Source organism: Pseudomonas sp. JR33AA (assembly GCF_021378985.1).
In the GTDB taxonomy this organism is placed as follows: domain Bacteria; phylum Pseudomonadota; class Gammaproteobacteria; order Pseudomonadales; family Pseudomonadaceae; genus Aquipseudomonas; species Aquipseudomonas alloputida.
Genome location: NZ_JAJSAW010000002.1, coordinates 245,888 through 268,969, shown reverse-complemented (window position 1 = coordinate 268,969; position 23,082 = coordinate 245,888). Strand labels below are relative to the sequence as shown.

Here is a 23,082-nt window from a genome sequence, read left to right as displayed (position 1 = left end):
TGCGGCGTGGCATCGGCATGACCTCTCAGCGTACCCGGGAGCGGCTGATCCAGCGCTTGTGCGAAGAGGGGGTTTCGAACGCCAAGGTGCTCGACGTGATCCGTCGTACGCCGCGCCACCTGTTCGTCGACGAGGCGCTGGCGCATCGGGCTTACGAAGACACCGCGCTGCCGATCGGCCACAACCAGACCATCTCCCAGCCGTTCATGGTTGCTCACATGAGCGAACTGCTGCTCGAGGCTGGGCCGCTGGACAAGGTGCTGGAAATTGGCACCGGTTCGGGCTACCAGACGGCGATCCTGGCCCAGCTGGTCGAGCGGGTGTTTTCGGTAGAGCGCATCAAGGTGCTGCAGGACCGGGCCAAAGAGCGCCTGGTGGAGCTTAACCTGCGCAACGTGGTATTCCGCTGGGGTGACGGGTGTGAGGGGTGGCCGGCGCTTGCGCCGTACAACGGCATCATCGTCACCGCCGTGGCGCCGGAAGTGCCACAGGCCCTGCTCGACCAACTGGCACCCGGTGGACGCATGGTCATCCCGGTAGGGCCCGCCGGCGAAGCGCAGCAACTGATGCTGATCGTGCGCGAGGAGCACGGATTCTCCCGTCGCGTACTGGGGGCTGTGCGTTTCGTGCCGCTGCTCAATGGGCCGCTGGCCTGAGGCCTGTTGATCCGAGCTGTGCAGGCATGAGGCTCGGTGTATTTTTGTGCCGGTGGCGAATTCTTGTCGCTTCGCCCTGTCTATCAGGCGGTGCGAAGCGCTAACGCACGGCGTGCACCGGGTTTTGCCCGTCATTTGAACCCGTCTGCCATTACCGGCTGGCTTGGTTATAATTGCAACAATATTGCATTTCTTGTCTTCATATCGATTTTCGGCACCATGAGGGGAGCGCGGGTGGGTCACACAGTCATTCGGCAGCGCAAGGACGGGTCGGGTTTCAAGCTTCTGGTGATTGCATTGGCCATGGGCACGTTTCTGGTGGGTTGCTCAAGCACCAGCAGCACCAGCGCGCGGGTGGTCGACCGCAACAGCACCGTGCCCAAGCGCCCGGCGGTGACGTCTGGGCAGTACATCGTCAAGCCTGGCGATACCCTGTTCTCCATCGCCTTCCGTTATGGTTGGGACTACAAGGAGCTGGCTGCACGCAACGGCATTCAGGCGCCTTATACCATCCGCCCGGGCCAAGCGATTCGTTTCAGCAGCGGTTCCAGCAGCCGCACCACGGTGGTGTCCAGCCCGTCCTCGTCAAGCCGCACCACGGTCACGCGGCGGCCTGTGGGCAGCACTGCCACCGCGCCTGCCAGCACCAGCAAGCCGGCCACGCCGGCCTCTTCGAGCAGCGCGCCAGTGGTTGCCACCGTACCGGCTGCGGAGCGTGCGGTAGGCGGCTGGACCTGGCCTGCCAATGGCGTGCTGATTGGAAAATTTGCTTCAAACGGTAGTTTGAATAAAGGCATTGATATCGCCGGTGATTTGGGACAGCCTGTTTTTGCTGCGTCTGATGGTGCGGTGGTTTATGCCGGGAGTGGTTTGAGGGGCTACGGCGAGCTGATCATCATCAAGCACAGCGACACCTACGTCAGTGCCTACGGTCATAACCGCAGGCTGTTGGTTCGGGAGGGGCAGCAGGTCAAGGCAGGGCAGTCGATTGCTGAAATGGGGTCTACGGGCACAGATCGGGTGAAGCTGCATTTCGAGATTCGCCGCCAGGGAAAACCCGTCGATCCGCTCCAGTTCCTGCCACGTCGTTGACCGTTGTACCCAGCCTGTTCCTGTGATGTAGAGGGGACAGGCTCAAGCGCTGCCAGGGAGAAAGGTGCCGCTCGAGTCTGAGTTCGAACTCAGCAAAGGATTATAACAATGGCTCTCAGTAAAGAAGTGCCGGAGTTTGACATCGACGATGACGTACTCCTGATGGAGACGGGTATCGTTTTGGAAACGGATGTGGTGTCAGACGAACCTGCTGTATCTTCGGTTCGGACGAGGGCCAAGTCGGGCTCTTCGCTCAAGCAACACAAGTACATCGATTACAGCAGGGCGCTCGATGCCACCCAGCTGTATCTCAACGAGATTGGTTTCTCGCCGCTGCTTTCGCCGGAAGAAGAAGTGCATTTTGCGCGCTTGTCGCAAAAGGGTGACCCTGCCGGGCGCAAGCGCATGATCGAAAGCAACCTGCGCCTGGTTGTCAAAATTGCCCGTCGTTACGTGAACCGTGGCCTGTCGTTGCTCGACCTGATCGAGGAGGGCAACCTGGGGCTGATCCGTGCGGTCGAAAAGTTCGACCCGGAGCGTGGTTTCCGTTTTTCGACCTACGCGACCTGGTGGATTCGCCAGACCATCGAACGGGCGATCATGAACCAGACCCGCACCATTCGCCTGCCGATCCACGTGGTCAAGGAACTGAACGTCTACCTGCGCGCCGCGCGCGAGCTGACGCAGAAACTCGACCACGAGCCCTCGCCGGAAGAAATCGCCACCTTGCTGGAAAAGCCGGTCGCCGAGGTCAAGCGTATGCTCGGCCTGAACGAGCGGGTGTCTTCGGTAGACGTGTCGCTTGGCCCGGATTCGGACAAGACCCTGCTCGATACCCTCACCGACGACCGCCCGACCGACCCATGCGAACTGCTGCAGGATGACGACCTGTCGCAGAGCATAGACCAGTGGCTGGGTGAGTTGACCGACAAGCAGCGCGAGGTGGTGGTGCGTCGCTTCGGCCTGCGAGGGCATGAAAGCAGTACACTCGAAGATGTTGGCCTGGAGATTGGCCTGACCCGGGAACGGGTGCGGCAGATTCAGGTAGAAGGGCTCAAGCGCTTGCGCGAGATCCTTGAAAAGAATGGTCTGTCCAGCGAGTCATTGTTCCAGTAGCCAGTGCTGCAACAAAGGACGCCCCGATAATCTCGGGGCGTCTTTGTTTGTGGCGAAAAGCGAGTTTCCGTTCAGATTGCCGGGGCGAATGACGCCCAGACTCTGCCAGGCAGGACACCTATCAAATGTGTACAGCGCTACCCCAGTAACATCGCGTGTAAGCCTTTGCTTACTCGTTGTGTAAGCTTTCCATACAACCTTCAGTAAATCAAAGCCGTTTCCAAAGGCTGCATTTTTACAACCCATTGAAAAGCATGGTTTATTCACCGGTGAGTAAATGTGTCCGCGGAAATACCTTGCAAGCTCCATCGCTTGCTCGTGTGGCTGAACCCGCTAGTATTCGAACTGTGCACAGGGACATGCACAGGCTTTCAGGATGAAGGCCAGGGACATCGCAAGAAGCGATTTCATCAGGATGATGTTCGGGACAAGCAGGGACTACGGAAAAAATGTGGGCGGGTCAAACCGCCCCTTTTTTTTGCCCGTAGGAAAACAAAAAAAGGCCCCGAAGGGCCTTTTTTGCGTCTGGGCGCTATCAGCGCTCCAGGTCGGCAATCTTGCCAGGCTTGCCGTCCCATTCTTCAGCGTCCGGCAGGGCGTCCTTACGCTCGGTGATGTTAGGCCAGATTTCCGCCAGCTCGGCGTTCAGCTCGATGAAGTTTTCCATGCCAGAAGGCACTTCGTCTTCCGAGAAGATGGCTTGCGCTGGGCACTCCGGCTCGCACAAGGCGCAGTCGATGCACTCGTCCGGGTGGATGACCAGGAAGTTCGGGCCTTCGTAGAAGCAGTCCACCGGACAGACTTCCACGCAGTCGGTGTATTTGCATTTGATGCAGTTGTCGGTGACGACGAAGGTCATTTCTAATTCTCTCCTCAGGCGACGGCGGCGGCCCTTCCTCTCAGGGCCGCGCGGTTTACGGGTATGTGGCTGCAGGCCAGGCTAATAACCTGCAGCACCAGCAAACCGCGGCGGATTCTACCAGCTTGTAATGGGCGCCGTTATAACAGGTTCTTTAGTTGATATAGCATTTCGATAGCTTGACGCGGGGTCATGTCGTCCAACTGCAGCTTGCCCAGCTTCTCGATGGCTGGATGAGGCAGGCTGGCAAACAAGTCGCTCTGGTGCGGCACTTGCGGCGCATCCTTGGCCTTGTGGGCCGCAGGCTGCTCATGGGGCAGGCTGTTGGTTTCCAGCCGGCCAAGGTGTTCGCGGGCACGCTGGATCACCGCCGTTGGTACGCCGGCCAGCTGCGCGACGGCCAGGCCGTAGCTTTGGCTGGCAGGGCCGGGGAGCACGTGGTGCAGGAACACGATGCGTTCATTGTGCTCGGTGGCGTTCAGGTGCACGTTGGCCACCAGCGGCTCGCTCTCCGGCAGCACGGTCAGTTCGAAGTAGTGGGTGGCGAACAGTGTGTAGGCACGCAGCTGGGCCAGGCGCTCGGCGGCGGCCCACGCCAGCGACAGGCCGTCGAAGGTGCTGGTACCGCGGCCCACCTCGTCCATCAGCACCAGGCTGCGGTCGGTGGCGTTGTGCAGGATGTTGGCGGTTTCGCTCATCTCGACCATGAAGGTCGAGCGCCCGCCGGCCAGGTCGTCACTGGAGCCGATGCGGGTGAAGATGCGATCGACCAGCGACAGCTCGCAGCTGGCTGCCGGCACGAAGCTACCGATGTGGGCCAGGAGCACGATAAGCGCAGTCTGGCGCATGTAGGTAGATTTACCGCCCATGTTTGGGCCGGTGATGATCAGCATGCGCGTGCTGTTGTCCAGGCCCAGGTCGTTGGCCACGAACGGCGTGGTCAGTACCTGTTCCACCACCGGGTGGCGGCCCTGCTCGATGCGCAGGCACGGTTCGTCGACAAAGCGCGGGCAGTTAAGGTCGAGGTTCAGCGCCCGCTCGGCCAGGTTGCTGAGCACATCCAGTTCGGCCAGGGCGGCGGCGCTGTCCTGCAGCGGCGCCAGGTGGCTGATCAGGGTTTCCAGCAGGGCGTCGTAGAGCATCTTCTCACGGGCCAGGGCGCGGCTCTTGGCCGACAAGGCCTTGTCCTCGAACGCCTTCAGTTCCGGGGTGATGAAGCGCTCGGCGCCTTTGAGGGTCTGGCGGCGGATGTAGTCGCCCGGGGCCTGCTCGGCCTGCTTGGTCGGCAGTTCGATGAAGTAGCCGTGCACGCGGTTGTAGCCGACCTTTAGGTTGGCAAGGCCGGTGCGAGCCTTTTCCCGGGTTTCCAGGTCGATCAGAAACTGGCCGGCGTTCTCGCTGATTGCCAGCAGCTCGTCCAGTTCGTTGTCATAGCCGGCCTTCAGCACACCGCCGTCGCGGATCACCGCCGGCGGGTTATCGATGATCGCCCGCTCCAGCAGGCTGGCCAGCTCCGGATAGGTGCCGGTAATGGCCGCCAGACGCGCCAGGTGCGGCGCTTCGAGCTCGGTCATGGCGTTCTGCAACTCTGGCAACGCGCCCAGCGCATCGCGCAGGCGTGCCAGGTCGCGCGGGCGGGCATTGCGCAGGCCAATACGGGCGAGTATCCGCTCGATATCGCCAATCTCCTTCAGCTGCGGCTGCAGCTTCTCGAAGCGGTAGCCGTCGAGCAGACAGCGGATCGAGTCCTGGCGTGCCTGCAGCACCTTGAGGTCGCGCAGTGGACGGTTCAGCCAGCGGCTCAGCAGGCGGCTGGCCATGGCAGTCTGGCAGCGGTCGATCACCGATTGCAGGGTGTTGTCGCGCCCGCCAGCCAGGTTGATGTCCAGCTCCAGGTTGCGCCGGCTGGCTCCATCGAGGATGACCGTATCGTCCAGGCGCTCGTGGCGCAGGCTGCGCAGGTGCGGCAGGGCGGTGCGCTGGGTTTCCTTGGCGTAGGTCAGCAGGCAGCCGGCGGCACCGATGGCCAGGGTCAGCTTGTCGCAGCCGAAGCCCTTGAGGTCCTTGGTCGCGAACTGTTGGCACAGGGCCTTGCGTGCCGAGTCGCGGTCGAAGTCCCAGGGGGCGCGGCGGCGGGCGCCTGGGCGTTTTTCCGCAGGCAGGTCCCGTGGCCAGTCGTCGGGGATCAACAGCTCGACCGGGTTCAGGCGCTCGAGTTCGGCCAGCAGGTTTTCCCAGCCCTTGATCTCCTGCACGCTGAAATTGCCGCTGGTGATGTCCAGTACCGCCAGGCCGAACAGGCGCTCGTCACCGAGCAGTGCGGCAATCAGGTTGTCGCGGCGCTCGTCGAGCAGTGCCTCGTCACTGACCGTGCCGGGGGTGATGATGCGCACCACCTGGCGCTCCACCGGGCCCTTGCTGGTGGCGGGGTCGCCGATCTGCTCACAGATCACCACCGACTCGCCGAGCTTGACCAGCTTGGCCAGGTAGCCCTCCAGCGAATGGAACGGGATCCCGCACATGGGGATGGACTGGCCGGCCGACTGACCGCGGGCGGTCAGGGTGATATCCAGCAGTTTCGCGGCCTTTTTCGCATCTTCGTAGAAGATCTCGTAGAAGTCGCCCATGCGGTAGAACATCAGCTGGTCCGGGTGCTGGTTTTTCAGCTTCCAGTACTGCTGCATCATCGGGGTGTGTGCGGAAAGATCTGACATTCAGGGCCTTACAGGGGGGATCTGGTTGGCGATGGTAAACCGGTAATGGTACAGGCTTTTTCGTTGCGATGCAGGCGCGCGCTATGGGGCATGCGCGCGCAGCCTGGCGGGCAGTGGTGGAGCTGCGCCGCGTAACCCTCTAAAATGCGCGCCCCTCGACGAATGCCCCTAGCCCTGATTTGCAAGATGAATGTGTCCAGCCCTGTCCCTTATGTAACGCAACAGCTGATCTACCTCCTTTATGGCGAGCGCCGGATCTATCAGCTGGAGGCAAAACTCAGCATCCTCACCGCCCTGGCCCGTTGCAAGCCGGCTGAGCTGCCGGTGATCCGCGTGCTTACCGACCAGCCACAGGCTTTTGCCGGCTGGCCGGTGGAAGTGATCGCACTGGACGAGCAGACCTTGCAGGCCTGGGCTGGCGACGGCGGCTACACCCACCGGCGCAAGGCCTGTGCCATTGCCCAGGCCGGGCAGTGGGCGGACAAGACCGTGTTCATCGATACCGATACGGTATTTTTGCAGTCGCCGCAAAAACTGTTCAGCCAGGTCGATGCCGGGCAATTCCTGGTCGACGAGGTGGAACTGAGCTGGGCCGAGGCCTCGCGCAGCAGTTATTACCGCAGCTTCACCGAGGGCCTTGCGGGGGCGGGCGAAGCACCGGCCGATGACTTGCGGCTGTGTAACAGCGGTGTCATGGGCTTTACCCGCGACAACGTTGGCATCGCCAAGCGCGCCATCGGGCGGATCGACCACTGGACGCCGTATGCCCGTGACCTGCATACGATCGAGCAGATCGCCTTTTCCTTCGAATTGCACGGCGCGCCGATCAACGAGGCGCGCGGCGTGATCAGCCATTACTTTGCGATGAAGCAGTACGTGCATGCCATCCTGGAAATCTTCTTTGCCCGGCACGGCGAGCATTTCCATTCGAAGATGCCAGGTCTGGCCCTGAAGGTGCCGGCGCATCGCCCGGCACCCTCGTGGCTGGGTCGGCTCTCGGTGAAATGGAGCCTCAAGCATGTACCCCGCGAGCTGCGTGGCATCGGCCGCAAGTTGCTCTACGGCAGTGTGATGAGTGGTGATGACTATCAGCGTGCGTGCAAGGTGGTCTGGTGGCGTTCGGCAATCGAGGACATGCGCAAGCTGGGCGGCTTCGACTGGAGCCAGGACTGGCCTGACGGGCTGCCGCGGCTGGGGCAGCGTGACGAACTGGCGTTCAGCGAAATCGCCCGGGACAGCCTGAAAGTTTCCTGAGCCAGAGCCCGAAGCAGGGTGATAGGGTAGAGAACCGCCCTCAAGGAGCACCCTGCATGGACCCGATCACCACGCTCGCCACCCGCCTGGGTGAGCACCTGCGCCGATTCAATGCGCAGGTGACTACCGCCGAATCATGCACCGGTGGTGGCATTGCCGAAGCCATCACCCGCATTCCTGGCAGCTCGGCCTGGTTCGAGGCCGGTTACGTCACCTATTCCAATCCCCAGAAAACCCGCCAGCTGGGGGTGCCTGAAGCGTTGTTCGGTCAGGTGGGGGCCGTCAGCCAGGAAGTGGTCGAAGCCATGGTCCGCGGGGCTCAGGCTGCCAGTGGCGCACGGTTTGCCGTGGCGGTGAGTGGTGTGGCCGGGCCGGACGGCGGCTCGCCAGCCAAACCGGTGGGCACTGTGTGGCTGGCCTGGGGTGACGGCAACCAGGTGTTCAGCGAGCGCCGGCAGTTCGACGGTGACCGCGAGGCGGTGCGCCGACAGACGGTGATCGCCGCGTTAGACGGCTTGTTACAGCTTGGTGCCGAGTAAATCGACAACAGGGGTTTGCGCGAGCGTCTGCCTGTGGAATAATACTGGCTACTTATACAGGTATTCCGGCCGTCAGGGCCAAGTCGAACACGTGAGGATTTCAATGGACGACAACAAGAAGCGCGCCTTGGCTGCGGCCCTGGGTCAGATCGAACGCCAATTCGGTAAAGGCGCGGTCATGCGCATGGGTGACCATGAGCGTCAAGGCATTCCGGCCATCTCCACCGGCTCGCTGGGCCTGGATATCGCCCTGGGCATTGGCGGTCTGCCAAAAGGCCGTATCGTCGAGATCTACGGCCCGGAATCGTCGGGTAAGACCACGCTGACCCTGTCTGTCATCGCTGAAGCGCAGAAGAACGGTGCCACCTGCGCCTTCGTCGACGCCGAACATGCTCTTGACCCTGAGTACGCCGGCAAGCTGGGTGTCAACGTCGATGACCTGCTGGTTTCGCAGCCAGACACCGGTGAGCAGGCCCTTGAAATCACCGACATGCTGGTGCGTTCCAACGCGGTCGACGTGATCATTGTCGACTCCGTTGCCGCGCTGGTGCCGAAGGCCGAGATCGAAGGCGAGATGGGTGACATGCATGTGGGCCTGCAGGCCCGTCTGATGTCCCAGGCGCTGCGCAAGATCACCGGTAACATCAAGAACGCGAACTGCCTGGTCATCTTCATCAACCAGATCCGTATGAAGATCGGTGTGATGTTCGGCAGCCCGGAAACCACTACCGGTGGTAACGCCCTGAAGTTCTACGCTTCGGTCCGTCTGGACATCCGCCGTACCGGCGCGGTCAAGGAAGGCGACGAGGTGGTTGGCAGCGAAACCCGCGTCAAGATCGTCAAGAACAAGGTCTCGCCTCCGTTCCGTCAGGCTGAGTTCCAGATTCTTTACGGAAAAGGCATCTACCGTAACGGCGAGATCATTGACCTGGGTGTATCTCAGGGCCTGGTCGAGAAGTCCGGTGCCTGGTACGCCTACCAGGGCAACAAAATCGGTCAAGGCAAAGCCAACGCTGCCAAGTACCTGGCTGAGAACCCGGCTATTGGTGCCGAGATCGAGAAGCAGATTCGTGAGAAGTTGCTGAAAGCCGGTGCTGCTGCTGAGGCTGGCAAGGCTGCTGCTGTTGCCGAAGCTGATGCGGATGACATGGCCGACGCTGACGCCGGTTATTAATTGCGCAGTAGATAGCCGAATATGTCTGCCGTACTCGACACCCCCGTCGCCATCCGGCGGACAGCCATGGACCTGCTTGCACGACGTGAGCACGGTAGAGTCGAGCTGACGCGCAAGTTGCGTCAGCGCGGCGCTTCGGACGAGTTGATCGAGCCTGAACTCGATCGGCTCGCCGAAGAAGGGTTGCTTAGTGAAGCCCGCTACCTCGAGAGTTTCATCCGCTATCGTTCCGGCTCTGGCTATGGCCCTGCGCGTATTCGCGAAGAGCTGTGTCAGCGTGGTTTGGCGCGTGCAGATATCGACCAAGCCCTGCGTGAAAGCGAGGTGGATTGGGGCGAGCGTATGCGAGACGTGTGGCAGCGCAAGTTTGCAGGGCAACGCCCGCAAGACCCGCGTAGCCGCGCCCAGCAGAGCCGGTTCCTGGCTTACCGTGGGTTCCCCATGGACATGATCGGCCGTCTGCTCAGCGGGCGTGATCTCGACGATTATTGACTCTCCAAACTACAGGGGGACGTGCACGTCGCGGACAATCTGTTTTGCCCAATGCCCCCAGCTGTCTCCCTTCCATTGTAGGAGCGGGTTCACCCGCGAATACGGTGGCGGCCACGACGGTAAATGGCCGGGGATATTGGCCAGCAGGCCCGGCCCTTTCGCGGGTAAACCCGCTCCTACGGCGGGCTGCGCTGCTCATCAACATCAACTCACTTTCAGCGCCTGCCTGGCCCTCTGTGTGGTGTGCATGGGTTGCGGCTTGGCCCAGTTCTCCGGCAGGTTGATGAAATCCACCAGCTCACGCAAGCGGCCCTGATCCCGGCCGTTGAAGGCGAATGAAAGGCGGGTCAGATGGCTGTAATTGCCAACTTCGTGCTCGGCGCTGCTATCCGCTTGCTGGTGAAATTTGCCACTCAGGCGTAAATCGGCAAACCCTTCCTGAATGTCATACAACGCCGCGTCGCTGAGCGCATGGTGCATGCGGATCACAAACTGGCTCTTCAGCCAGCGGCTGGAGTGATAGTTGCTGTAGAACTGGTTGATTTCCTCAACCGCCTCGTCAGCACTGTGTACCAGGCGCACCAGCTTCAGGTCGCTGGGCAGGATGTAGCGGTTTTCTTCCAACTGGCGGCTGATGAAGTCCAGGCAGTCACGCCAGAAGCTGCCGCCCGGTGAGTCCAACAGTACCACCGGCACCAGTGGGCTCTTGCCGGTCTGGATCAGGGTCAGTACCTCCAGCGCTTCATCCAGGGTGCCGAAGCCGCCAGGGCACAACACCAGGCCATCGGCCTCCTTGACGAAGAACAGCTTGCGGATGAAGAAAAAGTGGAACGGCAGCAGTTTGTCGGTACCGTTCACCGTCGGGTTGGCGTGTTGTTCGAAGGGTAAGGTGATGTTGAAGCCCAGGCTGTGCTCGCTGCCGGCGCCTTCGTGGGCGGCCGCCATGATGCCGCCGCCGGCGCCGGTGATAACCATCAGATCGGAGCGCGCAAGCGTGGCGCCCAGCTCGCGGGCCAGGGCGTACATCGGATGCTCGAGCGGGGTGCGTGCCGAACCGAATACGGTCACTTTGCGTCGGCCCTTGTAGCGCTGCAGGGTGCGGAACGACTGGTCCAGTTCGCGCAGGGCCTGCAGGGTGATCTTGGCGCTCCAGCGGTCGCTGTCGTCATGGGCCATGCGCAGGATGGTCAGCATCATGTCGCGGTAGAGCGGCAGGTTAGGGCTGTTGGGGGCAACCAGTTGCAGTTGTGCTTCGATATTGCTCAGGTCGATATTGTTGTCGCGGAAATGGCTGAACAGCAGTTCATTCGAATGGTAAGGCATGCGACGTCTCCTTCTGCACCAATACCTCTGACCTCAATCTAGACCCTGGCGCCCGATTGTGCCGAGGTGTTCGGCGCAGCCGCCTGTCGGGCTGCGGCCATCGCCAGCACGGGTTTGGTTAACTGGTAGAGCGAAACGTGTCGATGCAGGAGGTGGCGGTATGCATCGCTTGGTCATCGAAGTGGACTGGCAGCTCTACCAGCAGCTGGAGAATGCGGCCCAGGTGCATCACCTGAGCCTTGAAGCCGAGTGCCGCCGCAGGCTGTCGGGGCTAGAGTGTCGGTCACGATACTTGCAGGCGTTGTTGGCGGAAATGCGCGCCGATGCCGTTGAAGGGCGCTGGCGCGCTCATGAGGACGAGAAGGTGTAGCGTTATCGCTGTGCTTACTTCTTCTTGTTGCCGGCCACGCAGCTGGCGTTGTCGAAGGCCTGGTCCATGACGGGCTGGTTGGTCTTGTAGACCGTGAAGCGGTAGACCATGACGGCGCCCTTGGACATCAGCTTGCGGAAGCCGTTGTTGCGGCACACGCTGTCGCCGAGCTGGCTACGCACCTGCTCAGGGTTGGCCTGCATGCGCTCTGCGTGGCTCTGGCGTACGCTCAGATGGTTGACCAGCGCCTTGCCTTCAACGGTGTAACCCTGATCGAGGATGTCCTCGTTGATTGCGCGTGGGGTGCCGACGCTGCTCTCTTTAGCGACCTTCTGCAGCAGGGTGTTCAGGTCGTAATCCTGCTTGGATGCCGCCTGGGCTGCCAGAGGCAGGGCGAGCAGCAGGCTCAGGGCGGGGGCGATAAGGCGCAGCATGAATCTCTCCTGGTTCGATGACTGGCGCTTTGACATGCGCGGGTCGACGGCGTTCCGTGAAATTGCGTGCGGCGAGGTCCGGCACGGTCAAAAAAAACGATTATAAGGAGCGCTTTGCCGGCTGCACAGCAATTGCCACCTGTTCTGGTAGACTGGCCGTCTTGTTTTCGCCGAGTCATCCTTGTGTCCATTTTCAATCTGTCCAGAGGCCTGCCGGCATGAGCCATGCGGTAGCGCGTCTGCGCGCCGAACGCCTGGCCCGCAGCAACAAGCCTTTCATCGCCCGAGGCTCGCGTGCCGAGCGTTGCCCGGATTGCCGGGTCATCGCCACCCATTGCCTGTGTGCCTGGAAGCCCAGGGTGCAGGCTGACGCAGGTGTGTGCCTGCTGATGCACGACACCGAGCCGCTGAAACCCACCAACACCGGCTGGTTGATTGCCGACCTGGTTGAAGACACATGGGCCTTCGGCTGGTTGCGCACTGCGGTTGACGAGCGCCTGCTGGCCTTGCTCGATGACCCGCGCTGGCAGCCTTATATCGTTTTTCCGGGCGAGTTCGTTGCCCAGGAGCGGGTGGTCAGCGAGGTGGTGCGCGAGCCGGGCAAGCGTCCACTGTTCATCCTGCTAGATGCCACCTGGACCGAAGCGCGCAAGATGTTCCGCAAAAGCCCGTACCTGGACCGCTTCCCGGTGTTGAGCCTGCAAGCCGAGCAAATGTCGCGCTACCGCCTGCGGCGCTCAAAGCGCGATGATCATTTCTGTACGGCAGAAGTTGCGGCCATGTGCCTGGACCTTGCTGGCGATAGCCAGGCTTCGCAGGCGCTGGATGCCTATCTGGATGTGTTCAGCCTGCATTACCTGAGCGGCAAGCGGCGTCTGCCGCTTGACGAGCAGGACGACACCCACCAGCGTTTGCATACCTTCCTATAGTACAAGGGGCACAACCCCTGCTTTGGTTCATAATGACGGAGCTGGCAGCCAGGGTGGGCGAGACGGCAGGGCGATTGGCTAGATCCCCCTTGACCGCGCTCGGCCTCCTTGGCGCCGATTCCCCGCCGGGCGCTTTCCTTCCCTTCGAGTGCCTGGCACAGAACAGGATCCTTAGATCGATGGCCACATACGAAATCCTGATTGCCGATGACCACCCACTGTTCCGTGGCGCCCTGCGCCAGGCCGTTACCCTCGGGCTGGGCTCCGATGTGCGTCTGGTCGAAGTCGCGAGCATTGCCGAACTGGAAACCCGCCTGAGCGAAAAAGCCGACTGGGACCTGGTGCTGCTGGACTTGAACATGCCGGGTGCCTACGGTTTTTCCGGTCTGGTGCTGCTACGTGGGCAGTACCCGCAGATCCCCGTGGTGATGGTTTCGGCACAGGAAGAGGCCGCCGTGGTGGTCAAGTCCCGCGAATTCGGCGCCAGTGGTTTCATTCCCAAGTCCAGCCCCCTGGAAGTGATCCAGGATGCGGTGCGCAAGGTGCTGGACGGCGAGGTCTGGTGGCCGCCGCAGGCGTTCGAAAAGGTCGATGTTTCGGCCGAGGCCAAGGCCGCCAGCGAAGGCTTGGCCAGCCTCACGCCGCAGCAGTTCCGCGTATTGACCATGGTCTGCGAAGGCTTGCTGAACAAGCAGATCGCCTATGAGCTGAGCGTGTCGGAAGCAACCATCAAGGCCCACGTGACCGCGATCTTCCGCAAGCTGGGCGTGCGTACCCGGACCCAGGCTGCGTTGCTGCTGCAACAACTTGAATCGGTTGCCAGCAACTGACAGCATGTGGCTTCACGCTTTTTTGACCCGAGCCGGTCTAGTCTGCTGGCCTTTCTGCTGTGAAGTGACGCACATGACATCACCATTCAAGGGCCAGACCGGCCTCAAACGCATCTTCAACGCCGCTGGCTACTCGCTGGACGGCCTGCGTGCCGCCTTCACTGGCGAGGCCGCGTTCCGCCAACTGGTGCTGCTCAACGTGCTGCTGATCCCGATCGCCTTCTGGCTGCCGGTCAGCCGCGCCGAGCGGGCAATAATGATCGCCGTTTGCCTGCTGGGGCTGATAGTCGAGCTGTTCAACTCGGCGGTGGAAGCGGCCATCGATCGCATTTCGCTGGAGCGCCACCCGCTGTCGAAAAATGCCAAGGACATGGGCAGCGCCGCACAGCTGGTGGCACTGACCATGGTGGCGCTGGTGTGGGGTGTGATCCTGCTTTAAGCGATCGGCGGCAGCACGATCTCGTCACTGCGGGTAAAGCCCGCAGTGAAGCTGCGGCATAGCTCGAGAAACTCACGCATGGCCGAGGTCTGGTACTTCTGTTTGTGCCAGATGAAGTAGAACTGACGCAGCAGGTCCAGCTCCGGTGTTTCCACAGGTACCAGGCTGCCACGGCGAAAGGCGTCACGCAGGGCCAGACGTGAAATGCAGCCGATGCCCAGGCCCGACTCCACCGCGCGCTTGATCGCTTCGGTGTGCTCCAGCTCCAGGCGAATATTAAGGTTGGCGCGGTGGTGGCGCATGGCCTGGTCGAAGGTCAGGCGCGTGCCTGAGCCTTGCTCGCGCAGGATCCACGCCTCTTGCGAAAGGCTTTCGATATCGGCGCGGCCCAGTTTTGCCAAGGGGTGCTGTGGCGCACAGAACACCACCAGTTCGTCCTCGACCCACGGCTGAACTTCCAGGTCGGGGTGACTGCAGTCACCTTCGATTAGACCCAGATCAATTTCGTAGTGCGCGACCTGTTGCACGATATGCGCAGTATTTTGAACGTGCAGTTTCACCTGGCTTTCCGGGTGTGTCTGCATGTAGTTGCCGATCAGTAGGGTGGCCAGGTAGTTGCCGATGGTGAGCGTGGCGCCGACCGCCAGTGAGCCGAAACCGGATTTTCCGTTGAGCAGGTCTTCGATTTCCTTGGCCTGGTCAAGCAGGGCGACTGCTTGTGGCAGCAATTGATGGCCCAGGGCATTGAGGGCCAGGCGCTTGCCGGCGCGGTCGAACAGCTGGCAGCTCGATTGCCGCTCCAGTTCCGTGATAGAGGTACTGGCGGCCGACTGCGACAGCGCCAACAGGCTGGCGGCCCGAGAGACGCTTTGGTGCTGGGCGACGGCGACGAAGACTTGCATTTGACGGAGTGTGAATCGCATATCGATATAACCGATAACACATATCTTGATAATCCAGTTAACAGATATTGTCGCTGCCCCTAAACTATTGCGCAACTGTGCGCTTTGCGCGCGCGTTTTTCTTCAGGAGCCCCATCGATGAGCAACATGAACCACGAACGTGTCCTCAGTGTGCACCACTGGAACGACACCCTGTTCAGCTTCAAGTGCACCCGCGACCCGGGTCTGCGCTTCGAGAACGGTCAGTTCGTGATGATCGGCCTGCAGCAGGAAAGCGGCCGTCCGCTCATGCGTGCCTACTCCATCGCTTCGCCGAACTGGGAAGAGCACCTTGAATTCTTCAGCATCAAGGTGCCGGACGGCCCGCTGACCTCGCAGCTGCAACACCTGAAGGAAGGCGATGAGATCATCATCAGCAAGAAGCCTACCGGCACCCTGGTGCTCGACGACCTGAATCCTGGCAAGCACCTGTACCTGCTGAGCACCGGCACTGGCCTGGCGCCGTTCATGAGCGTCATCCAGGACCCGGAAACCTACGAGCGCTTTGAAAAAGTGATCCTGGTGCATGGCGTGCGCTACGTGAACGAAGTGGCCTACCGCGAGTTCATCACCGAGCACCTGCCGCAGAACGAGTTCTTCGGTGAGTCGGTTCGCGACAAGCTGATCTACTACCCGACCGTGACCCGCGAGCCGTTCGAAAACCAGGGCCGTCTGACCGACCTGATGCGCAGCGGCAAGCTGTTCAGCGACATCGGTCTGCCGCCGATCAACCCGCAAGACGACCGCGCGATGATCTGTGGCAGCCCGAGCATGCTCGACGAGACCAGCGAAGTGCTGGACAGCTTCGGCCTGAAGATCTCCCCGCGCATGCGCGAGCCGGGTGACTACCTGATCGAGCGTGCCTTCGTCGAGAAGTAAGGCGCAGGCGGGTACAGCAAGGCGACTCTCGGGTCGCCTTTCTTATGCCTGGGATTTGTATAGTGGCTGTACCGGCCCTTTCGCGGGTGAACCCGCTCCTACGGGGGCAGCGCACGTCTCGGGAATTGTGCGCCCCGATCTATTCGACCCGCGTTTCGCCGCTGTACACCAGGATTGCCCGGCACCGCTTGCACAGGTATCGCCGCCCTTGGTGCACCAGCTTGTGCCGTTGCGCGGTAAACGGGAAGTCGCTTTGCGGGCATGGGCAGCGGTAGATGTAGCGGGTCACTGCGCGCCGTTGCACGTCATAGTTGTGGCAACGATTGGGTGGCAGTTCATACACCCCGCGCATGATCAGCTGCCACTCTTCACCATGGGCCTGGATGCGGTCGCCAAACAACTGGTGGGCAACCAGGTGCGCCACTTCATGGGCCACGGTCTGGCGCAGGAAGTCTTCTTGGTTCTCGCGGTAGAGCTGCAGGTTGAAGCGCAGCAGATTCTCGTGCAGGTGGGCGACGCCGGCTTTTTGCCCGCGCAGTTTGAAGCTGACTTCGGGGCGCGGGAAGCGGCGTTTGAAAAAGGCTTCGGCTTGCTGGTAACAGGTTTCGACGCGTTGTTTGAGCTGCTCGGGCATGGCGGGGCGGTTCTCCTGGCCCGGCATTATGCCGCAAGCGCAGGTGGCTTGCCGAGTCACCGGTCAGTGCACAGCCAGAGGCCGCCTTGCGGCGGCCCCTGGTTGATGCCCCAGTGTTGGTTCGGTCTGTTCTAGTTGGTGTAGACGGGCCCCACGCCCAGTCCCCAGATAATAACGGTAGCGGCCATGATCGCCACCAGTACCACCAGGCCCACTGCCAGCACCGAGCTGGAAAACAGGAAGCCTTCATCCGACGGTATGTTCATGAACGTCGGCAAGCCGACATACAGCAGGTATACCGTGTAGCAGATGGCGGCAGTGCCGATCAGCATGCCCAGCCACAGGTGCGGGTATAGCGCCGCCAGGCCACCGACGAACAAGGGAGTGGCGGTGTAGGTGGCAAAAGCGATGCATTGCGCCATGGACGGGTTGGCATCGTAGGTGCGGGCCATCCAGTGGATGAATGCGCCCATTACCGCCACCCCGGCGAGCATGGCCAGGTATGACATGATGCTCATCCAGATTGCGCTTTCCATGGTCAGCATCACTGCTGGCCGGTCACCGATCACCCAGCCCACCTGGGTAGTGCCGATAAACGCCGAAACGGCAGGAATCGCCGCGAGGATCAGGGTGTGCGTCAGGTACATGTGGCTGATGGTTTCTTCTTCGCCACGAATCTCCCGCCATTCCTGATCGGGATGGGTAAACAGCCCCACAACGTGATGAATCATGCCGATCACTCCTCTCAATGTTGCCAAACGCCCCCCGATATGGAGCGCAAGCGGCCCGAGGCCCTAACACCGATGCAAGCGGTAATGTGGCCTTATGTCGCAGTATAGGAAGCCGTTACCCACACCAACCGCGCTTTTTAGAGCAAATTGCGCTGTAAGCCGTGCTGTTGATTACGTTGAAGTCTTTATCGGAATGCCTACAGCGGCGTCGCGTTTGTGCGTAAAATAGCCGCCTTTTGTCACACCTCGCGGATCCAAGCGCTATGGGCACCCTCTCGGTCAACCAGAACAAACTGCAAAAACGCCTGCGTCGTCTCGCTGGCGAAGCCATCACCGACTACAACATGATCGAGGATGGCGACAAGGTCATGGTCTGCCTGTCCGGCGGCAAGGACAGCTACACCATGCTCGACGTTCTGTTGCACCTGCAGAAGGTGGCACCGATCTCGTTCGAGATCGTTGCGGTGAACATGGACCAGAAACAGCCGGGCTTCCCTGAGCACGTATTGCCGGCCTACCTCAAGGAACTGGGGGTCGAATACCACATCGTCGAGAAGGATACCTACTCGGTGGTGAAGGAGCTGGTACCCGAAGGCAAGACGACCTGCTCGCTGTGTTCGCGCCTGCGCCGCGGTACCCTTTACACCTTCGCCGACGAAATCGGCGCTACCAAGATGGCGCTGGGGCACCACCGCGACGACATCGTCGAAACCTTCTTCCTCAACATGTTCTTCAACGGCGCGCTCAAGGGCATGCCGCCGAAACTGCGCGCCGACGACGGCCGCAACGTGGTGATCCGCCCGCTGGCCTATTGCAGCGAGAAGGACATCCAGGCCTACTCGGACATGAAGGCATTCCCGATCATCCCGTGCAACCTGTGCGGCTCGCAGGAAAACCTGCAGCGCCAGGTGGTCAAGGACATGCTGGTGGAGTGGGAGCGCAAGCACCCGGGCCGTACCGAGAGCATCTTCCGTGCCCTGCAGAACGTGGCACCGTCGCAGTTGGCCGACCGGAACCTGTTTGACTTCACCAGCCTGAAGATTGACGAAAACGCTACCCCGCGTTTCCTCGACGTGCTGAACATCTGAGCCCATGCGCGATTACCAGTGGTTGCATGAGTACTGCCTGAACCGCTTTGGTTCGGCCCAGGCGCTGGAAGCTTTCCTGCCGCAGCCGCGCACGCCGGCGCAACTGCGCGACATCACTGACGACCGCTACCTGTCGACACTGGCCCTGCGCGTGTTCCGCGCGGGGCTCAAGCACAGCCTGGTGGATGCCAAGTGGCCGGCGTTCGAGCAGGTGTTCTTCGGCTTCGACCCGGAGAAAGTGGTGCTGATGGGTGCCGAGCATCTGGAGCGGCTGATGCAGGATGAGCGCATTATCCGCCACCTGGGCAAGCTCAAGAGCGTGCCGCGCAATGCGCAAATGGTGCTGGATATCGCCAGGGCGCATGGCAGTTTTGGTGCATTCATTGCCGACTGGCCAGTGACCGACATTGTCGGCTTGTGGAAGTACCTGGCCAAGCACGGCAACCAGTTGGGCGGGTTGTCGGCGCCGCGGTTCTTGCGCATGGTCGGCAAGGACACGTTCATCCCGACTGATGACATGGCAGCGGCGTTGATTGCGCAGAAGGTGATCGCCAAGCAGCCGACCAGCCAGCGCGACCTGGCTCTGGTACAGCAGGCGTTCAACCAGTGGCATGCAGAGAGCGGGCGGCCGCTGTGCCAGTTGTCGGTGATGCTGGCGCATACCGTCAACCATTGAGTCTTGTGTTGCTCCCATTCGCGGGCACGCCCGCTCCTACAGGTACTGCACAGGCCTTAGGCGCGGTGCGATCCTGTGGGAGCGGGCATGCCCACGAAAAATCTAACTGCCTTCGCCCGCCATGCGCCGCTCATGCTGGAACTTCCAGCGCACGTACAGTAACCCGGCAATGAACAGCCCCAGGCTCACCAGCACTTCAAGCCAGCCGAACACCGCCCGCGCTGGGTCGAACGCCGCCAGCACACCCTTGATGAAATAAATATTCACCACGAAGCAGGTCCAGGCATGCGCCCGGGCGCTGCCTTTCAGCATGCCTGGCAGCAACAACAGCAACGGCACCAGTTCGATCGCCAGGATCACCTCGACCCGGGCCCCATGCAGGTTGGCGAACCACAGGTTGTTCACCACCAGCAGGGCGATCAGGCCGAAGAAGCATGCCAGGCTAAGTGCCCGCGTCAGGCGCAGGCGTGGTACCAGCCATTGGACCGGCGGCAATGCCTTGGGCTTTCTAGCCACGCGCCGCCTCCAGGGCCTGGGCCGTGGTCGCCAGGCGTTGGCCCAGGGCGCGGCACAGGGCGATTTCGTGTGGGTCGAGTTCGCGTTTGCCATCGGCGCCTGCGTGGTGGCTGGCGCCATAAGGGGTGCCGCCGCCACGGGTCTCGAGCAGTGCCGACTCGCTGTAGGGTAGGCCCATCACCAGCATGCCGTGGTGCATCAGCGGCAGCATCATCGACAGCAGGGTGGTTTCCTGGCCGCCGTGCAGGCTGGCGGTGGAGGTGAAAACGCCAGCCGGTTTGCCGACCAGCTCACCGCCTAGCCAAAGGCTGCTGGTGCCATCGAGGAAGTACTTGAGTGGCGCTGCCATGTTGCCGAACCGGGTCGGGCTGCCCAGTACCAGGCCAGCGCAGTGGCGCAGGTCGTCAAGGGTGGCGTACAGCGCGCCACTAGCCGGAATATCCGGGGCCACCGCTTCGCATTCGGTGGAAATCGCGGGCACCGTGCGCAGGCGTGCCTCCATGCCCGCCAGCTCGATACCGCGGGCGATGTGCCGGGCCATTTCGCTGGTCGCTCCATGGCGGCTGTAATACAGCACCAGGATGTAGGGCGCGCTCACGGCAGGATCTCCAGCACTTTTTCAGGCGGGCGACCCACCACAGCCTTGTCACCGGCAACCAGGATCGGCCGCTCGATCAGTTTGGGGTGCTGGACCATGGCCTCGATCAGTTGCGCGTCGGTCAGTGCCGGGTCGGCCAGGTTCAGCGTCTTGTATTCGTCCTCGCCGCTGCGCAGCAATTGACGCGGGGCGATGCCCAGCTTGCCGAGCAGGGCCTTGAGGGTGACTGCGTCGGGCGGGGTTTCCAGGTAGCGCACGATGGTCGGGGTCAAGCCGCGGGCTTCGAGCAGTTCAAGGGCGCCGCGGGATTTCGAGCAGCGCGGGTTATGATAGAGCGTAAGGTCGGTCATGTCGGGTCGCATCCAGCTGGGTGTGGCGGCTATTCTAACCGCAGCGACTGACCAATTTGCTTTAAAACTCGAGAAGGATTGACCCATGGCAAGGCGTCTGGCAGCAGTACTGGCCATCACCGCGAGCCTGTTGCTCGGTGGTTGCGGTGCCGATTATGGCGTGGACCAACACGGTAATACGGTTAAGGCCGAACAGATCGAAGGGCACTGGCTGGTGCTCAACTACTGGGCGGAATGGTGCGGACCGTGCCGTACCGAAATCCCGGAACTGAACGCGGCGGCCAAGCAATGGGCGGCTGATGGCATCAAGGTGGTGGGGGTGAACTTTGACGGCTTGCAGGGGCAGGACCTGAAACAGGCCTCTGAAACCCTGGGCATCGGTTTTACCGTGCTAGCCCAGGACCCGGCCGAGCGCTATGACCTGCCGCGTAGCGAGGCCTTGCCGGTGACCTACATCATTGACGACAAGGGCAAGGTGCGTGAGCAGTTGATGGGCGAGCAGACCCTGGAAGGGCTGCAGGCCAAGATCAAGGCCCTGAAAGGCGCCTGATGCATTCGGGGCCGCAATGCGGCCCCGGCAATCCTCAGCCTTCCTCAGGCCAGAAGCGCAGCGGCTTGCCTTCGGCCGGCCAGAAGCGCATCTGCTCCACCGGTGACACATCCCAACGCTCTACCGTTTCCAGCGCCTGCAGGAAGCGTTTTTCCTGTTCCATCAGCGCGGGTGCGCACAGCTTGCGGGTCTTGCCGACCTTGCCGAAGCTCAGGTGCTCGCCATTGAGCGTGTAAGGTGCAAACCAGTGGTTGCAGCCGCCGTTGCCATAGGCACGGCCGTCGCTGGCCAGGGTCAAGGTCAGGTGGCTGTAGTCGATCAGTGGTCGTTCGCCAATCCACTCCAGCACGTAGCTGCGTTCCTGCTGCAGCCTGGAAGGTTCCGTGGCGCAGCCGAGCAGGCCGGTGGCAATCAGCACGCCGGTCAGCAGATTCTTCACTCGGCGCTCTCCTGGCAACGCGGGCACAGGTGTTTTTCGCCACGGCTGGCCCAACCCAGCTCTGCGATGCGGGCGCTGGCAGCCGGCTGACGAGCGGCCTTGCCGAGCTTGGCATCTACCGCGAACTCGAAGCCCAGCACCGACTCGCAGCTGTCGCACTCGACCTGCCAGGTGAGGATTTCCAGCTCGTTGAACACCGGGCCGCTCGCCACGGCCACCCACTGGCCGCGCGGGTTGATCAGGTGGCGCACGCTTTCCACGGTCAGGCGCATGGACAAGTCCTTGCTGCCCTTGAGCGTGACCAGCAGGCTGTCGCCTTTTTGCATCGAGCCGCCGTTGCCCGTGACCTGATAGCGGCCCGGCACCAAAGCGCGGCACTCGATCAGGGTGTGTTGCGGGTTGAAAAGGGTGTAGCGAAAATCGTGTTCGACCATGGGTCCTCCAGAAATGCCGCGTATCCTAGCACTAACCCATCACCAGATTCTGTGGATTGCCTGCCGCCCAGCGGTTGATGTTGTCCAGTGTGGTCGCGGCAATGGCATCCAGCGCCTCGCGGGTCAGGAAAGCCTGGTGGGCGGTGATGATCACGTTGGGGAAGGTCAGCAGTCGAGCCAGCACATCGTCTTGCAAGGGCAGGTCGGAGCGGTCCTCGAAGAACAGTTGGGCTTCCTCTTCGTAGACGTCCAGGCCCAGGTAGCCAAGCTGGCCACTTTTCAGTGCGTCGATCAGCGCCGGGGTGTCGACCAGCGCACCGCGACCGGTGTTGATCAGCATGGCGCCGGGCTGCAACTGGGCCAGGCTTTGCGCGTTGATCAGGTGGCGAGTGTGCTCGGTCAGCGGGCAGTGCAGGCTGATGATGCGGGCTTCGCGCAACAGCTCGGGCAGGGGCATGTAGCGGGCGCCAAGGGCCAGCAGCTCTGGGTTGGGGTAGGGGTCGTACGCCAGCAGCTGGCAGCCGAAACCGGCCATGATGCGAGCGAAGGCAGCCCCGATCTGGCCGGTACCGACCACCCCGACGGTTTTGCCGTGCAGGTCGAAGCCGGTCAGCCCGTGCAGGGTGAAGTCGCCTTCGCGGGTGCGGTTGTAGGCTCGATGCAGGCGCCGGTTGAGCGCCAGAATGAGCGCCACGGCGTGCTCGGCAACGGCGTGTGGCGAGTAGGCCGGCACTCGCACCACGGCCAGGCCCAGGCGCTGGGCGGAGGCCAGGTCGACGTGGTTGTAGCCGGCCGAGCGCAGGGCGATCAACCGCGTGCCAGCTGCGGCCAGGCGCTGCAGCACCGGCGCGTCGAGCTCGTCATTGATGAAGGCGCAGACCACCTCAAAGCCATCTGCCAGGGCAGCGGTGTCGAGGGTCAGGCGGGCGGGCTGGAAATGCAGCTCCAGGGGGGTGCCGCTGGCAGCCTTGATAAAGCTTTCCTGGTCGTAGTGCTGGCTGCTGAACAACAGGGCGCGCATGGTG

General features: G+C 61.9%; 28 protein-coding genes. 15 read left to right on the top strand and 13 right to left on the bottom strand.

What is annotated here, in order from left to right:
• Positions 1-17 precede the first annotated feature (17 nt).
• From LVS58_RS04535 to rpoS, 3 genes are all read left to right on the top strand, one after another.
• Positions 18-656, top strand: coding sequence for a protein-L-isoaspartate(D-aspartate) O-methyltransferase (locus LVS58_RS04535; RefSeq protein ID WP_233690282.1), 639 nt, complete (start codon positions 18-20; stop codon positions 654-656).
• 234 nt (positions 657-890) lie between these two features.
• Complete coding sequence (locus LVS58_RS04530) at positions 891-1,748, top strand: peptidoglycan DD-metalloendopeptidase family protein (RefSeq protein ID WP_233690281.1); 858 nt, start codon at positions 891-893, stop codon at positions 1,746-1,748.
• Positions 1,749-1,856: 108 nt separating this feature from the next.
• Complete coding sequence (rpoS, locus tag LVS58_RS04525) at positions 1,857-2,864, top strand: RNA polymerase sigma factor RpoS (RefSeq protein WP_003252351.1); 1,008 nt, start codon at positions 1,857-1,859, stop codon at positions 2,862-2,864.
• A 535-nt stretch (positions 2,865-3,399) separates the two neighbouring features.
• On the opposite strand, the gene fdxA is transcribed toward rpoS, so the two are convergent.
• Both fdxA and mutS read right to left on the bottom strand, forming a co-directional pair.
• Positions 3,400-3,723 carry a ferredoxin FdxA gene (gene fdxA / locus LVS58_RS04520; RefSeq protein WP_003252355.1) on the bottom strand — a complete coding sequence of 108 codons (324 nt, stop codon included), beginning with the start codon at positions 3,721-3,723 and terminating at the stop codon, positions 3,400-3,402.
• 140 nt (positions 3,724-3,863) lie between these two features.
• Positions 3,864-6,437 carry a DNA mismatch repair protein MutS gene (mutS, locus tag LVS58_RS04515; RefSeq protein WP_233690055.1) on the bottom strand — a complete coding sequence of 858 codons (2,574 nt, stop codon included), beginning with the start codon at positions 6,435-6,437 and terminating at the stop codon, positions 3,864-3,866.
• Positions 6,438-6,623: 186 nt separating this feature from the next.
• On the opposite strand from mutS, the gene LVS58_RS04510 reads away from it, so the two are divergent.
• From LVS58_RS04510 to recX, 4 genes are all read left to right on the top strand, one after another.
• Positions 6,624-7,691, top strand: coding sequence for a hypothetical protein (locus LVS58_RS04510; protein WP_233690054.1), 1,068 nt, complete (start codon positions 6,624-6,626; stop codon positions 7,689-7,691).
• Positions 7,692-7,747: 56 nt separating this feature from the next.
• Positions 7,748-8,230: a CinA family protein gene (locus LVS58_RS04505; RefSeq protein ID WP_233690053.1), complete on the top strand. Its 483-nt coding sequence runs from the start codon at positions 7,748-7,750 to the stop codon at positions 8,228-8,230.
• Between the two features lie 103 nt (positions 8,231-8,333).
• Positions 8,334-9,404 carry a recombinase RecA gene (gene recA, locus LVS58_RS04500; RefSeq protein ID WP_233690052.1) on the top strand — a complete coding sequence of 357 codons (1,071 nt, stop codon included), beginning with the start codon at positions 8,334-8,336 and terminating at the stop codon, positions 9,402-9,404.
• A gap of 21 nt (positions 9,405-9,425) precedes the next feature.
• Positions 9,426-9,896, top strand: a complete 471-nt coding sequence (gene recX / locus LVS58_RS04495) for a recombination regulator RecX (RefSeq protein WP_233690051.1) — start codon at positions 9,426-9,428, stop codon at positions 9,894-9,896.
• 204 nt (positions 9,897-10,100) lie between these two features.
• On the opposite strand, the gene LVS58_RS04490 is transcribed toward recX, so the two are convergent.
• A complete protein-coding gene (locus tag LVS58_RS04490; RefSeq protein ID WP_233690050.1) occupies positions 10,101-11,219 on the bottom strand; it encodes an LOG family protein in 1,119 nt (372 codons plus the stop codon).
• 160 nt (positions 11,220-11,379) lie between these two features.
• On the opposite strand from LVS58_RS04490, the gene LVS58_RS04485 reads away from it, so the two are divergent.
• Positions 11,380-11,589, top strand: coding sequence for a hypothetical protein (locus tag LVS58_RS04485; RefSeq protein ID WP_003252370.1), 210 nt, complete (start codon positions 11,380-11,382; stop codon positions 11,587-11,589).
• A 14-nt stretch (positions 11,590-11,603) separates the two neighbouring features.
• On the opposite strand, the gene LVS58_RS04480 is transcribed toward LVS58_RS04485, so the two are convergent.
• Positions 11,604-12,023, bottom strand: a complete 420-nt coding sequence (locus LVS58_RS04480; protein ID WP_233690049.1) for a quorum-sensing-regulated virulence factor family protein — start codon at positions 12,021-12,023, stop codon at positions 11,604-11,606.
• 218 nt (positions 12,024-12,241) lie between these two features.
• Here LVS58_RS04480 and LVS58_RS04475 point away from each other — a divergent pair, with 218 nt between their 5' ends.
• From LVS58_RS04475 to LVS58_RS04465, 3 genes are all read left to right on the top strand, one after another.
• On the top strand, positions 12,242-12,952 hold the full coding sequence (locus LVS58_RS04475; RefSeq protein ID WP_233690048.1) for a tRNA-uridine aminocarboxypropyltransferase: 711 nt from the start codon (positions 12,242-12,244) through the stop codon (positions 12,950-12,952).
• 179 nt (positions 12,953-13,131) lie between these two features.
• On the top strand, positions 13,132-13,782 hold the full coding sequence (gene erdR / locus LVS58_RS04470; protein WP_233690047.1) for a response regulator transcription factor ErdR: 651 nt from the start codon (positions 13,132-13,134) through the stop codon (positions 13,780-13,782).
• 73 nt (positions 13,783-13,855) lie between these two features.
• On the top strand, positions 13,856-14,221 hold the full coding sequence (locus LVS58_RS04465) for a diacylglycerol kinase (RefSeq protein WP_233690046.1): 366 nt from the start codon (positions 13,856-13,858) through the stop codon (positions 14,219-14,221).
• On the opposite strand, the gene finR is transcribed toward LVS58_RS04465, so the two are convergent.
• Entirely contained in the window at positions 14,218-15,144 is a 927-nt protein-coding gene (gene finR / locus LVS58_RS04460) for a LysR family transcriptional regulator FinR (protein WP_233690045.1), read from the bottom strand. The two genes, LVS58_RS04465 and finR, sit on opposite strands and share 4 nt — an antisense overlap.
• Positions 15,145-15,261: 117 nt before the next feature.
• Here finR and fpr point away from each other — a divergent pair, with 117 nt between their 5' ends.
• Positions 15,262-16,041: a ferredoxin-NADP reductase gene (gene fpr / locus LVS58_RS04455; protein WP_004375483.1), complete on the top strand. Its 780-nt coding sequence runs from the start codon at positions 15,262-15,264 to the stop codon at positions 16,039-16,041.
• A 139-nt stretch (positions 16,042-16,180) separates the two neighbouring features.
• On the opposite strand, the gene LVS58_RS04450 is transcribed toward fpr, so the two are convergent.
• Together LVS58_RS04450 and LVS58_RS04445 are read right to left on the bottom strand one after the other, a co-directional pair.
• Positions 16,181-16,675 carry a SprT family zinc-dependent metalloprotease gene (locus LVS58_RS04450; protein WP_233690044.1) on the bottom strand — a complete coding sequence of 165 codons (495 nt, stop codon included), beginning with the start codon at positions 16,673-16,675 and terminating at the stop codon, positions 16,181-16,183.
• Between the two features lie 131 nt (positions 16,676-16,806).
• A complete protein-coding gene (locus LVS58_RS04445; RefSeq protein WP_233690043.1) occupies positions 16,807-17,406 on the bottom strand; it encodes a Yip1 family protein in 600 nt (199 codons plus the stop codon).
• A 263-nt stretch (positions 17,407-17,669) separates the two neighbouring features.
• Here LVS58_RS04445 and ttcA point away from each other — a divergent pair, with 263 nt between their 5' ends.
• Complete coding sequence (gene ttcA, locus LVS58_RS04440) at positions 17,670-18,494, top strand: tRNA 2-thiocytidine(32) synthetase TtcA (RefSeq protein WP_233690042.1); 825 nt, start codon at positions 17,670-17,672, stop codon at positions 18,492-18,494.
• A gap of 4 nt (positions 18,495-18,498) precedes the next feature.
• Positions 18,499-19,170, top strand: coding sequence for a DNA-3-methyladenine glycosylase I (locus LVS58_RS04435; RefSeq protein WP_233690041.1), 672 nt, complete (start codon positions 18,499-18,501; stop codon positions 19,168-19,170).
• A gap of 102 nt (positions 19,171-19,272) precedes the next feature.
• Here the strand turns inward: LVS58_RS04435 and LVS58_RS04430 are convergent, their stop codons facing one another.
• Genes LVS58_RS04430 through arsC form a run of 3 tightly spaced genes read right to left on the bottom strand, consistent with a single transcriptional unit; the run spans position 19,273 to position 20,634 of the window.
• Entirely contained in the window at positions 19,273-19,686 is a 414-nt protein-coding gene (locus LVS58_RS04430) for a DUF2069 domain-containing protein (protein WP_010952704.1), read from the bottom strand.
• Positions 19,679-20,284: an NAD(P)H:quinone oxidoreductase gene (wrbA, locus tag LVS58_RS04425; protein WP_233690040.1), complete on the bottom strand. Its 606-nt coding sequence runs from the start codon at positions 20,282-20,284 to the stop codon at positions 19,679-19,681. Before wrbA ends, LVS58_RS04430 begins: the two co-directional genes overlap by 8 nt.
• Positions 20,281-20,634 carry an arsenate reductase (glutaredoxin) gene (gene arsC, locus LVS58_RS04420; RefSeq protein ID WP_233690039.1) on the bottom strand — a complete coding sequence of 118 codons (354 nt, stop codon included), beginning with the start codon at positions 20,632-20,634 and terminating at the stop codon, positions 20,281-20,283. Before arsC ends, wrbA begins: the two co-directional genes overlap by 4 nt.
• An 85-nt stretch (positions 20,635-20,719) precedes the next feature.
• Between arsC and LVS58_RS04415 the strand changes: the two genes are divergently transcribed.
• Positions 20,720-21,184, top strand: coding sequence for a peroxiredoxin family protein (locus LVS58_RS04415; RefSeq protein ID WP_019472617.1), 465 nt, complete (start codon positions 20,720-20,722; stop codon positions 21,182-21,184).
• Between the two features lie 34 nt (positions 21,185-21,218).
• Here the strand turns inward: LVS58_RS04415 and LVS58_RS04410 are convergent, their stop codons facing one another.
• From LVS58_RS04410 to LVS58_RS04400, 3 genes are read right to left on the bottom strand one after another with little or no spacing between them, the layout of a single operon-like run.
• The gene (locus tag LVS58_RS04410; protein ID WP_233690038.1) at positions 21,219-21,623 is read right to left on the bottom strand and encodes an META domain-containing protein; all 405 of its coding nucleotides are present in this window, start codon (positions 21,621-21,623) and stop codon (positions 21,219-21,221) included.
• A complete protein-coding gene (locus tag LVS58_RS04405) occupies positions 21,620-22,057 on the bottom strand; it encodes a hypothetical protein (protein ID WP_233690037.1) in 438 nt (145 codons plus the stop codon). Before LVS58_RS04405 ends, LVS58_RS04410 begins: the two co-directional genes overlap by 4 nt.
• 31 nt (positions 22,058-22,088) lie before the next feature.
• Positions 22,089-23,078 (bottom strand): 2-hydroxyacid dehydrogenase, encoded by a 990-nt coding sequence (locus LVS58_RS04400; RefSeq protein WP_233690036.1) that lies wholly within the window; start codon positions 23,076-23,078, stop codon positions 22,089-22,091.
• Positions 23,079-23,082 lie beyond the last annotated feature (4 nt).

Bases quoted from the DNA above. Each gene is read 5' to 3' on its own strand.
- LVS58_RS04535 (WP_233690282.1), top strand. From the start codon at position 18: ATGACCTCTCAGCGTACCCGGGAGCGGCTGATCCAGCGCTTGTGCGAA.
- rpoS (WP_003252351.1), top strand. From the start codon at position 1,857: ATGGCTCTCAGTAAAGAAGTGCCGGAGTTTGACATCGACGATGACGTA.
- fdxA (WP_003252355.1), bottom strand. From the start codon at position 3,723: ATGACCTTCGTCGTCACCGACAACTGCATCAAATGCAAATACACCGAC.
- mutS (WP_233690055.1), bottom strand. From the start codon at position 6,437: ATGTCAGATCTTTCCGCACACACCCCGATGATGCAGCAGTACTGGAAG.
- LVS58_RS04510 (WP_233690054.1), top strand. From the start codon at position 6,624: ATGAATGTGTCCAGCCCTGTCCCTTATGTAACGCAACAGCTGATCTAC.
- LVS58_RS04505 (WP_233690053.1), top strand. From the start codon at position 7,748: ATGGACCCGATCACCACGCTCGCCACCCGCCTGGGTGAGCACCTGCGC.
- recA (WP_233690052.1), top strand. From the start codon at position 8,334: ATGGACGACAACAAGAAGCGCGCCTTGGCTGCGGCCCTGGGTCAGATC.
- recX (WP_233690051.1), top strand. From the start codon at position 9,426: ATGTCTGCCGTACTCGACACCCCCGTCGCCATCCGGCGGACAGCCATG.
- LVS58_RS04490 (WP_233690050.1), bottom strand. From the start codon at position 11,219: ATGCCTTACCATTCGAATGAACTGCTGTTCAGCCATTTCCGCGACAAC.
- LVS58_RS04485 (WP_003252370.1), top strand. From the start codon at position 11,380: ATGCATCGCTTGGTCATCGAAGTGGACTGGCAGCTCTACCAGCAGCTG.
- LVS58_RS04480 (WP_233690049.1), bottom strand. From the start codon at position 12,023: ATGCTGCGCCTTATCGCCCCCGCCCTGAGCCTGCTGCTCGCCCTGCCT.
- LVS58_RS04475 (WP_233690048.1), top strand. From the start codon at position 12,242: ATGAGCCATGCGGTAGCGCGTCTGCGCGCCGAACGCCTGGCCCGCAGC.
- erdR (WP_233690047.1), top strand. From the start codon at position 13,132: ATGGCCACATACGAAATCCTGATTGCCGATGACCACCCACTGTTCCGT.
- LVS58_RS04465 (WP_233690046.1), top strand. From the start codon at position 13,856: ATGACATCACCATTCAAGGGCCAGACCGGCCTCAAACGCATCTTCAAC.
- finR (WP_233690045.1), bottom strand. From the start codon at position 15,144: ATGCGATTCACACTCCGTCAAATGCAAGTCTTCGTCGCCGTCGCCCAG.
- fpr (WP_004375483.1), top strand. From the start codon at position 15,262: ATGAGCAACATGAACCACGAACGTGTCCTCAGTGTGCACCACTGGAAC.
- LVS58_RS04450 (WP_233690044.1), bottom strand. From the start codon at position 16,675: ATGCCCGAGCAGCTCAAACAACGCGTCGAAACCTGTTACCAGCAAGCC.
- LVS58_RS04445 (WP_233690043.1), bottom strand. From the start codon at position 17,406: ATGATTCATCACGTTGTGGGGCTGTTTACCCATCCCGATCAGGAATGG.
- ttcA (WP_233690042.1), top strand. From the start codon at position 17,670: ATGGGCACCCTCTCGGTCAACCAGAACAAACTGCAAAAACGCCTGCGT.
- LVS58_RS04435 (WP_233690041.1), top strand. From the start codon at position 18,499: ATGCGCGATTACCAGTGGTTGCATGAGTACTGCCTGAACCGCTTTGGT.
- arsC (WP_233690039.1), bottom strand. From the start codon at position 20,634: ATGACCGACCTTACGCTCTATCATAACCCGCGCTGCTCGAAATCCCGC.
- LVS58_RS04415 (WP_019472617.1), top strand. From the start codon at position 20,720: ATGGCAAGGCGTCTGGCAGCAGTACTGGCCATCACCGCGAGCCTGTTG.
- LVS58_RS04405 (WP_233690037.1), bottom strand. From the start codon at position 22,057: ATGGTCGAACACGATTTTCGCTACACCCTTTTCAACCCGCAACACACC.
- LVS58_RS04400 (WP_233690036.1), bottom strand. From the start codon at position 23,078: ATGCGCGCCCTGTTGTTCAGCAGCCAGCACTACGACCAGGAAAGCTTT.